The 10,403-nt window shown below is 42.6% G+C and carries 10 protein-coding genes and 2 pseudogenes; 3 read left to right on the top strand and 9 right to left on the bottom strand.

Annotation, left to right across the window (positions count from 1 at the left end; genetic code table 11):
• The first annotated feature begins 121 nt into the window (after positions 1-121).
• On the top strand, positions 122-943 hold the full coding sequence (locus AB4486_RS22395; protein WP_371708837.1) for a DUF1566 domain-containing protein: 822 nt from the start codon (positions 122-124) through the stop codon (positions 941-943).
• Positions 944-1,528: 585 nt separating this feature from the next.
• Here the strand turns inward: AB4486_RS22395 and AB4486_RS22390 are convergent.
• Positions 1,529-2,422, bottom strand: a complete 894-nt coding sequence (locus AB4486_RS22390; RefSeq protein ID WP_017100374.1) for a dihydrodipicolinate synthase family protein — start codon at positions 2,420-2,422, stop codon at positions 1,529-1,531.
• Between the two features lie 235 nt (positions 2,423-2,657).
• On the opposite strand from AB4486_RS22390, the pseudogene AB4486_RS22385 reads away from it, so the two are divergent.
• A pseudogene (locus AB4486_RS22385) lies at positions 2,658-2,836 on the top strand (IS256 family transposase); the annotation flags it as partial.
• Between the two features lie 9 nt (positions 2,837-2,845).
• Here the strand turns inward: AB4486_RS22385 and AB4486_RS22380 are convergent.
• The 8 genes from AB4486_RS22380 to AB4486_RS22345 form a co-directional block, all read right to left on the bottom strand.
• Positions 2,846-3,778, bottom strand: coding sequence for a RimK family alpha-L-glutamate ligase (locus tag AB4486_RS22380; RefSeq protein ID WP_017100375.1), 933 nt, complete (start codon positions 3,776-3,778; stop codon positions 2,846-2,848).
• A 16-nt stretch (positions 3,779-3,794) separates the two neighbouring features.
• On the bottom strand, positions 3,795-4,535 hold the full coding sequence (locus AB4486_RS22375; protein ID WP_017100376.1) for an SDR family NAD(P)-dependent oxidoreductase: 741 nt from the start codon (positions 4,533-4,535) through the stop codon (positions 3,795-3,797).
• 9 nt (positions 4,536-4,544) lie between these two features.
• A complete protein-coding gene (locus AB4486_RS22370) occupies positions 4,545-5,717 on the bottom strand; it encodes an MFS transporter (RefSeq protein ID WP_017100377.1) in 1,173 nt (390 codons plus the stop codon).
• Positions 5,718-5,805: 88 nt separating this feature from the next.
• Positions 5,806-6,795 (bottom strand): cysteine synthase A, encoded by a 990-nt coding sequence (cysK, locus tag AB4486_RS22365; RefSeq protein WP_017100378.1) that lies wholly within the window; start codon positions 6,793-6,795, stop codon positions 5,806-5,808.
• 20 nt (positions 6,796-6,815) lie between these two features.
• Positions 6,816-7,589: a YqcI/YcgG family protein gene (locus AB4486_RS22360; protein WP_017102335.1), complete on the bottom strand. Its 774-nt coding sequence runs from the start codon at positions 7,587-7,589 to the stop codon at positions 6,816-6,818.
• Positions 7,570-8,223: an arginase family protein gene (locus tag AB4486_RS22355; RefSeq protein WP_372118657.1), complete on the bottom strand. Its 654-nt coding sequence runs from the start codon at positions 8,221-8,223 to the stop codon at positions 7,570-7,572. Before AB4486_RS22355 ends, AB4486_RS22360 begins: the two co-directional genes overlap by 20 nt.
• A gap of 1,093 nt (positions 8,224-9,316) precedes the next feature.
• Positions 9,317-9,535, bottom strand: coding sequence for a hypothetical protein (locus AB4486_RS22350; RefSeq protein WP_139137543.1), 219 nt, complete (start codon positions 9,533-9,535; stop codon positions 9,317-9,319).
• Positions 9,536-9,720: 185 nt separating this feature from the next.
• The gene (locus AB4486_RS22345; RefSeq protein ID WP_371695879.1) at positions 9,721-9,831 is read right to left on the bottom strand and encodes a hypothetical protein; all 111 of its coding nucleotides are present in this window, start codon (positions 9,829-9,831) and stop codon (positions 9,721-9,723) included.
• Between the two features lie 135 nt (positions 9,832-9,966).
• Here AB4486_RS22345 and AB4486_RS22340 point away from each other — a divergent pair.
• Positions 9,967-10,403 (top strand): annotated as a pseudogene (locus AB4486_RS22340) (IS5 family transposase); the annotation flags it as partial.

Below are 10,403 nucleotides of genomic sequence, written 5' to 3'. Positions count from 1 at the left end.
ATATAAAATCATTGCTTTATGTTAAATAATTGATTAATTATCTTAAATGATTGTCATTTCCTCTGCTATTAATCGAATTTATAAGAATCATTTTTAATTTATAACCATACTAGCTATAGCCATGAATAAAATTATCTCCCTTTATATATTAATTATACTCTTCTTGGCAGGTTGTAATTTAGAATTGTCAGAAGAGGTTGATGTAAAACCAGCAATAACATTAGAACGGATCGATATTAGCGTCTCCTCATCAGGAATTCGGGGAACAAGTAAATTAACGATGAGGAAGGGGAACAAAAAAGCTTTCGTCGCAGTAGGTTATTATTCTGATCACTCTTCAAAGGTGCTAACTGATTTAAGCATTTGGCGCTCTAATAACAAGAACATTGGATATTTTGTAGAACCGGGACAATTAATTGGCAAAGCGTTAGGATTTATAAAGATCACAGCCACTAAAGATGGAGTCACCAGTAACACAGTGGACGTGGAGGTCTATGCATGTAGGAGTACGGGAGCTTCATGTCTTGACATCTTCGATACTGGTAGTGGGAAATTGTTTACAAATTCACCATCCAAAACGTTCCTAGATAGTAGAGGAGGCAGTACAAATAAAGGTTTTACACAAGAAATAGGAACTTCAGGTCCTACTGGGGATTTCTATATTTTCGATTGGAATAACGCAGATTCATTGTGTGACACATATAATTCCAAGAGTATTGCAGGACGAACCAACTGGCGTTTAGCTACTGTGAATGAGTTAAGGGGACTATTCAACACAAATGGAAATATGTTTACTGCTCGTGGCTGGGCAGTCAGGATAAATTACTGGACATCAACGTCTCGTGGTCCGGGCTATGCCAATATATCTCTCAGAAATGGTCACTCTGGGCTCACTATGCCGAGCGACGACTATCTTTACGCATCGTGTGTCTCTGTTCCTTAGCGGCAAACGTCTGAGTCTTAGATTTCTCTCTCAAAACCACCTACCTCGGTAGGTGGTTATATTAGTGATTTTAATAAAGTGCTTGGCAGGTACTTTAATACATTAGTTAGTTATCAAGATAAAACCTAGGCAGATAGATATTGAGATGAACTGGTAGTCTTCTTCGATGAAATAACCTACCAGAAGTGCCGAAGTATATTGATGATGTCAGCTAACTTAAATATCTTGGTTATACCTATTATTGGTATTGTTTCTGGATATTACCTTCTAAAAGAGGGTGTTTTAGGTTTTGACTTATTAGGTATAAGTTTTTTGTTGTCGGCAATTGCCATCTGTAGTGGATAAGGGCATTTGGCCAACAACATGCAGGGTGGTCGTATGGTTGTAATACTAGAAGTAATCCGCAAAGTCAGGATGTTCTATGGTTCGTAACTCAGAAGTGTCCAGCTTCGTGCTGACAGGGTAGATCACATTTTACCCGTGGCAGCTAGATTAGTAAAAACACTGACACGGTTTTGGTCCAAAGCTTGCCATCTTGATTTTGGGTCGAAAAATCCCGTAAGAAATTTCACTCTACATATAGTGTTAAGCGAGATCTAACTCTGAGATAATTTCTTGCAGAATGAGCTTGGATTCACTATCTAATCCTGTCAAAGGGGTTGGTAAACATGGGGATTCAGCATAGCCTAATATTTCTGCCGCACTGACCATCACCCTCATGGCACCGAGATTATCTGAGAACAATTGCCACAGTCTGTCATATCTTAGAGAGAGTTCTTTCGCTTGCGCAGGGGAAGAAATTTTGGCTTGCTTAAATAAGTATAGAGCGGTGAGTGGGAACAAACCTGCTAGGACGGAATACCAAACGTCACATCCTGCTTGAATGCCATTTGAAGCGAATACGTCACCACTAACTCCAATCGTTACATTGCCTGGCAGTAGTTTTCTGAGAGCTTGAACTCGGCATCCACCCTGATCTTCAAATTGCGCACCAGGGAACTTTATTGACTGCACCATTTTTAGCTTTGCAATCTCAGCATGGAGTTCGTGACTAAAGGTAAAATGGGTAGCAGCTGGGTTGTCGTATACACAGATAGGTACCGAAACGCTCTCCGATACACGTCGATAGAGTTCATAGACTTCTTCATCGAATAACCGATGATAAGAAATAGGCGCGAGTAAAAGACCTTTTACGCCGAGCTGCTCTGCTTGCTCAGCATTAGCAAGCACATCCCTTAATCGTAGCGACCCGATGCCAGCCAAGACAGGAATTTCTCCTGCCATTTCAACTGCTGTAGCAATCGCGTTATGTTTCTCTGATGCGTTTAAATACGGATATAAACCTGTTGACCCTAAGGCACATATAGAATCAACCCTTGCGTTAATTAAACGGCCAAGAATCTGACTATAAGCGGTCACGTCGATTCGTTCATCCGACATCGGGGTGATCGGGAAAGCACTGATTCCTTTAAATATCATAGATAAATTCCTTTCATTATGTGTGTTTACCGAGTGTTATGCGACCATAATGAGCCTATCGCAAATACATTAAACAGGATGGTAAAGATAGACAATGATCTGCACAGCCAAGACTGGACACCAAATTAAGTGACTTTCCATACCTGTAGTTATTCATGACTTTCTAATTTAGCAAAGGTACTGATTTATTTTTGTCCAGAAACTTCATAGGCTAAATTTTTATCCGTCACTTTTTATCTCGAAAGCCGTCAACAAAAGTAAGCTATTCCCAACGGATGAAGTGGCAGGGAAGACGATCTTCTTAGCGATCCAGGATGTCTCCGTACAATGGACGATGCCCATATAAGCAAATGGCGACAAGTTCTGAACCGCTTTATAATTATGTTCGAAGACCGATTAACTGCTTATAGGTAACCAGGGCAGTTACAAAGAATCCTTTATATATACAGGCTTTGGGGCTTTATCAATAATCGACTGCACAAATATATCAACGCATTCAGGCGTAAGTGGTAGGCTTAGTGATGGTTCGGTTATCTCAAGTTCCAGCAGCAGCGGCCGACCATTTTTACCTTCAATGAAGTCTAATCTCGCGTACAGAAGTGGTTGAGAAAGACCAAGATTGCTTTGTACTAACCTCAATATACGCTTCGCCAACGCCTTCTCTTCACTATTCGCTTCTTTTAGCTTGCGAAATTCCATGTCCGGCGTTTTAGTCTCACCACGTTGTGCGAGCAAAGGTTCCTTCTTAATCGCATGTGAGTACGTATGATCAAAGTAAATCATGTTCGTTTCACCATGCTCTTCAATCGTATGTAGGTATGGTTGAATAATGACGCCCTTACCTAGTCCTAATAGGTAACGCACATGCTGAGTTATTTTGTCTAAATCTTCGATGGACAGACGAATGACACCGAATGAATAGGCACCAACTGTTGGTTTAATCACGACTTCGTGAACTTTCCAGTAGTTATCTTGAAGATTAGCAACGGCTGCTTGAATCTCAGTTTCTGAGTAGATGATTTCTGTCGGGACAATTGGGACACCCTGCTTCTCGAGTTGTTTCAAATAACTCTTGTCTGAGTTCCATCTGATCACCGATAGAGGATTGAGCAGTACTGAACAATTTTCAACTTGTTGGCAAAATTCAATGAATGGCTCAATTTTCTCCATATAGGTCCACGGTGAGCGCAGGACAACCACATCATACATAGCCCAATCGTGGTTGGGGCTATCCCAAAATATCACATCAACTTCCACGTCAGTACGCTTAAAAGCGTCCAGAATATAAGGCATATCATAGTCGACAGCTAGGCTATCACTATCTGAGACTAAAGCGACTTTCTTTGTTGCGAGCATTTAACTATTCCTTTTACTACCAGGGAAGAAGGGATTCCATGTGAATAAACTGACCACTCACTAAGCTGTCAGCATCAAGTGCCACTTTTATCGCTGTGAGGGCTCCTTCTTTTGGGGTTAACATCCCATCGCCATCGTTTAAGTCGGTCTTTGTATAGCCGGGATGGATGCTATTTACCGTTATCGAGGTATCTCGAAGCTCATAGGCGAGGTGAGCAGTCCAAGAATTGAGGGCACTTTTTGAGGCACTGTACGCTGGTAGAGATTTAAATTCATCCGTGTATGCGTATGATTTGGTGTCACTATGTAACGTCACCGATCCCAATAAGCTCGATACATTGAGGATTTTTCCTTTCATTGAGCGCTTGAGTAAAGGTAAAAAGCTGCGGGTTACGTTTACCGTACCAAACAAATTTGTATTGAACGTTTCAAACCATTTTATGAGTGGTTGTTCAGACGGCGGTGTGCCATATTCTTCAACCCTTATTGCTGCGTTGTTTATAAGTATATCGACCTTACCAAACAAGGTTTCAACGATATGGACGGCTTCTTTGATAGATTTGTCGTCGGTAATGTCCATACATAAGCAATAGACTTCGATACCTTGGAGGTTCAGGTTAGCAGCAGCCTCTTTAATTGCTGCTGCTTTTCTACCAGCAAGCAGTACCTTATGACCTTGCTTGCCAAGTTCTGCTGCAATTTCAAAACCGATCCCTCTGTTTGCTCCTGTAATGAGCGAAATCTGTGAGTCTGACATTCAGCCTTCCTAGCTCTTAACTTTCATAAAGTGAGTTTGTTTCTTCCCTTCTATCAACTTTCCGACGACAATAATGAAACAAAGAGCCAGTAGAAGTGTTAGAAAACTGAGTATCGCCATCCAGTTACCGAAGCGCTGCGCTATGAATCCGGACGTAATTACAGGTATCGAAAATCCGACATAAGAATAGATGTACATGCCAGCCGTAGAGCTTGCCTTGTCGATGTTATGGTTACTCGTAAACTTAAGTAGCCCCGCCATATATGTGAAACCATAACTTGAAAGGCTAGTGCAACTGGCTCCGAAAAGAATGATCGTGATAGATTCATGATAGTAGCCAAGTGCTATGAGGCTAAACCCAAATACCGTAAAGAAACATCCCAATATTAGGCTTGAGTTTGGGTGCAAGCGTTTAGCAATGTGTTGAGTCAAAAAACCAGTGCAAATAGATAGGAAAACCATTAAGCCAGTCCAATCGCTTAAACCCATCTCATTGAGAAGTATTGGTACGATTGCGATGACCATACCCGTTGTAGCCCAAGCTAACATCATGCCTAAACCATACGACCACGTGTTGGTGGGGAAGCAAGGCAATGTAATGAGTTTGAGATTTGGTTTTATGGTTTGGTTGCTCGGCAATCGAACCAGCAACAACAACAACAAAGAAACGAGTAGAAATAGACTGAGGTAACTGTATGGCAGCACTGTCATGCCAGCTACGTTTAGGCTCACACTTGTCGCAAGTGCACCACTACCAAACCCCAACGACGTAGACGCGGCCACTAGCAACGTACCAAATTTTTGTTCTCGTTCATCAATAAGGTCGTATATATACGCTGAGACTGAGGTTGTGGTTAAGGCGGTAGCAACACCCAATAGCAGTCTTGCGACAAATAACGAGGTCCAATTTGGCTGAATGACGAGCAATGCCGTTGCCCCCGCACTTAACAATAGTGCAAGGAATATGGGTTGCTTCCTACCTACTTTATTTGAAATACCCCCTAGCATTAATAGAGTAGGCAATAGACCCAATACATAGGCAGCAAAGGCGATGGCGACCGCCGCGGGGCCCATGTTACTGTTTTCGGCATAAACACTGTAAAGAGGTGCTTGAAGGTTTACAGAGTAGGTCACACAGAACATGACCAACGCCAACACACTTAATGAAATTCGTTTTTCCATACGAGTATTCCTTTCGTTGATAATTATCGTTGATAGCGTTTACATGTCACGTGTACTATTAACATAAATCCAGTATTTAGAGGGTGAACTATGCATTACATTCAGCTGTTATAGACTCTTCGCTCCAAGTTGTAATAAAAGGGTCCGTTTCTTCATTACCAAGTTGATCAAACAACTCAGTAGACAAATATCTTTCTCCTGTATCTGGTGCCATTGCCAATATCACGCTTCCTTTAGATGCAGATTTAGCCACTTCTAAAGCTGTAGCTACCGTTGCCCCGGCAGAGATACCAACAAGAATGCCTTCGTGACGAGCTAAGTCACGTGCCGTCGTGATCCCCAAATTTCCATCAACAGTGACAAGGTTATCCACCACACTCTTATCCAGCACACTTGGTATGAAATCTGGGGTCCAACCTTGGATGGGGTGAACTTTCCATTGGTCCTTTGCGAGGATCTGAGCACCTTTAGGTTCTGGGACGACAATTTCAACCTCCGGTCGTGCCACCTTCAGCATCTGTCCAATACCCGTAAGAGTTCCGCTTGTACCAAAGCCTGTGACAAAGTAATCCAAACGCTTACCAGAAAAATCACTGAGTATCTCACTTGCTGTCGTTTCACGATGATAAGCAGGGTTAGCTGGATTATCGAACTGGCGGGGTCTGAACCATCCATTCTGAGCTGCAAGCTGGTCGGCAATTCGATTACCGCCGCTACTACCTTGTTCACTTGGGAACAAGATGACTTCACCACCGTAAGCGCGAATTAGCTTCCTGCGTTCTAGCGAATATCCATCCCCCATTACGGCGATAAATTTGTATCCTCTGGCTGCGGCAACCATGGCCAAGGCAATTCCAACATTACCTGAAGTGCATTCAATAATTGTGTCGTCTTTCTTGAGCAAACCTTTTGTTTCAGCGTCTAACACGATTGAGAGTGCAAGCCTATCTTTGACTGAACCAGCTGGGTTGAAAGACTCCACTTTGACATAAACCTCGACTCCCTTTGGAGCAAGATTGTTTAGTTTGACAATTGGAGTGCATCCAACAGTTTCTGTTATTGAGTTATATAAAGGCATCTACGTTCTCTCGTTAGTTTTTATTTGAAGGGACACAGTCTTGGTCGTTTCACACTAGCTTCTTGCAACTGATACTGACGCCATTCGAGGTTTTCTTCTTCTCCATAAAACCCCAACTCAGTTGGCATCACTCCGTTGTTGTATTTTTTGACACGATTTCGAATACGCTCTCGAGCCTGCCTGCCACCTTTCGTTTCACCATTAGCGACCATGTCAAAGACCTCCCTTGCGTTAATCACAAAATTAAGGCGTGAGCCGAGATTCCGATTTCTAAGCACTTGATGCTTGTCTGAGCTCATGTTGATAAACAGTTCGACACCATTAAAGCAGTATGTCCATTTAGATGCCTCGGGGTCGATAGGTATATGCCTAGGCCATTGAGCGACATCGTGCTCATGCGTCCAATTTAAGACTTCCCAACCAAGCTTGTGCGGTGCCATTGAAAGTGAAAGGTCCGGAGAAAAAAACACCACTAATGGCGAGAACATACGCTTATTAACTGGAGTGGAATTCAACATGTCCGTATAAGCAATCAGTCCATGCAAAAACGGGTAGTAAGTGTTGTGTTCATCCGACTCACAAAACAGCACTTGGATAGTCTTAGAGTTCCACGCTCTGCGGCTAAACAGGCAAGGGAACTCAGGGGCGCTGACTCTCTTACTGAATTCTTCCCACGCTTCCTTCTTCCAGTTTGAAAACTGATTCAGTTCTTGCAACAGTTCTGCATGTGTATACAAGGTTTTATGTTGCTCATTAGGCGCAAGAGCCGCAGGGTTAGTTTTGATGATTTCCATGACTATAAACTCTTATTTTTTTGAATAGCGCATCCACGGCTTGAATGATGAGATCTAGTCCTTCTGTATTGGCTACTGACGAGTGGCTATCTGCACAGAACTCAGCAAGTTCTAAGCCCATAATTTGGTTGTTAGGAAGTGACTCGAATAGATCCAATAATTGGGCGACTTTCAAGCCTCCCTCGACTTTGAAGTCAGCGGAAATCTGCCCCGGGTCCATAACGTCCCAATCCACATGAACCCAGACTTTGGAATCACCAATGAATTTGATGACTGACTCTGGCGTCAGAGTTGAAGGGGGAAAGTGCATGAGACCTGCATTATTAACGTTGTTAAGTTCTTTTTCATCGATGTCATGTACGCCAATTAAAGCAACATTATTAGGTTTAACTCCCGCGCCAAAACCGCTATCCCACAGGCCGCATGTAGCAGCCAATACCATCCCGCCGAGATAACCGGTTTCTGTCGTTTCAGGGGTATTAAAGTCACTGTGTGCATCGATCCATAGGACCTTTATGTCAGGAAAAGTCGATGCAACAACGGGCAGTGTCGCTAAGCTCGCTGAGCAGGTATTTGATGCAAATAGGACAGGGCTATCGCCAGTGGCTAGTAAATGGGAGATTTTTGTCTGCAACAGAGCGAGGGTCTTTCGAGATTCCTGGAGTGCAACACTCCAATCATCCGATTTCGTAGGCGATCGTTGCCCTACTTAGGTGTAATGTCATAATATAGAGCAAGTTTATTTGCTGTGAGCTTTGCGCCCTCGAGCATACGATCTGCTCTGTCCGCGACACGTCCTTGAGAGCAGAGTATTTGAAAAGGCATTTAGAAAGACGTCCATATATTAAAAATGAAGTCTTTTTATAGCTCAGCTAGATAAATATAAAAAAATAATAATGATTATTTATTATCAAAATAACTTTCAATATTAATTGAATTAATAAAATCCCATATATTATAAGGGTTTTTATTGACTTTCCGTATTCTCGTTTTAACGTGTTGTAGGTGAGTAAATTTGGCCACTAGGCTAGAGGTTTTACAAGACCTTAAATAATTCATGAAATATTAATTTAATAAAACGTGTAACTCAGAAATGTCCGTGCGACCTGAAGTCGTATGAAACGTTGTTCACCACGAAGGGTGAACCATCTGTACTACCAGATGCCCCTAGGAGCCTGAATAAAGAAGCGGCTCTGACAATGTAACGAAGCTTGGTTGTTGACTGAGCTGGAAGAATCGTTAGAGGACGTTCCTCCTGACAACCACAAGTCGGGTGAGTGCTAGGGGGGCAATATGATGAATATAATGAATCCATTTAAGGCGCGTTATATGATGAAGCAGCGGAAGTGGTTAATACGCTGTAGCCAAAAGGCAACGAGAGTCGGGAAGAGATTGGACATTACTCTTTCGTGGTCATTGCACTCTCCGCACCATTGTGGGCATCTAAGTTGACATTTTATGCGGCATACGGAACAGGGCAAGCCTGTATATCTCCCTATGGGAAAGCAGCCTGTAAAGGTTGCCGATAGGTATGCAGGTAAAGGAGGTTAGAAAAAGCGAATGCTACTTTGTAATGAAGTAGATACAGGTTATATCTGGCGCGAAAGCGAGCTGACTTCTAACTGGTCTCCCGTTGCGAGATAGCTTGAAGAACTTTATTAAAGAAGAAAAACAAATGATGATTTCGAATAAAATCAGTGCGTCTTCTGACAGCGAACCGTGGTTTCTTATTCATTAAATGGCCATTGGGGCAGTTTTAAAGCTTTAAGTGTGTATCGCAAAGGTAATTTTGTTACTGGGTGCTTAACGATGCCTTTGTGGAGGCTTGAGCCGTATGCAGTGAAAGTTGCACGTACGGTTCTGAGGAGGGAGGCATCTGGGAACAGGTGCCGCCTATCCGACAGAGGCGTTTTAGCGATAATCGCCGTTAACTGTAATTTCGTCATTTTTAGCCTGTATTCTGGAGTTAAAGTGCTCCTGGATAAGAGTAACTTGGCGTTCATGTAAAAACAGTGTGTTCAAATCTACACCCCTTTCAAGAGGGGCGTTTTTCATCGATAATTTAGGCTCTTAGCGAAAACAAATAGTAATCGGGAAGTATTCCAAAAAATGCCCCTGTATTTTCAATTTTTCACCACACAGCCAAGTTAAAAGATTTTCGCTTCTTAAGCTCAATAAGCCATGAACCAAAATATTTTTCGACCGACTTATCTTTCCATAAAATTGACCTTGCGGCATGGATAAATAGCGTTCTCAGTTCTTTATTTCCTCTTTTTGATATTCCAAGTAGCGTTAACTGGCTTTGTTGCGTAATTCAATGGAACTAAATCAAGAACCTACGATCTGATCAGCTACGTTCACTACTTCTCGTAGCTCTATGCCTAAACCTCTTTACAAAACAACCAACTGGAAGCAATACAACCAATCACTCATTAACCGTGGCTCTCTGACCTTTTGGATTGATGAAGAGGCGATAGCGGGTGGGCGCAAAGCAAACAGAATAAGCGCGGTAGGCCACGTCGATTCAGTGATTTAGCTATCACGACAGCACTCATGGTGAAACGCGTGTTTTCTATGCCACTGAGAGCGTTACAAGGATTTATCAACTCGATATTTAGACTGGCCCATGTTCCATTAAGCTGTCCGCATTACACCTGCATCAGTCGTAGAGCAAAGCAAGTTGAGGTCTCATTTAAGACAAAAACGAAAGGAGCGATACAGCACCTAGCCATTGATGCGACTGGCCTAAAGGTTTATGGCGAAGGTGAATGGAAAGTCAAAAAACACGGGACAGATGGCAAGCGTAGAGTCTGG

Source organism: Vibrio sp. 10N.222.55.C6 (genome assembly GCF_041473395.1).
Taxonomy (GTDB): Bacteria; Pseudomonadota; Gammaproteobacteria; order Enterobacterales; family Vibrionaceae; genus Vibrio; species Vibrio crassostreae_C.
This window is presented reverse-complemented; position numbering and strand designations above follow the sequence as displayed.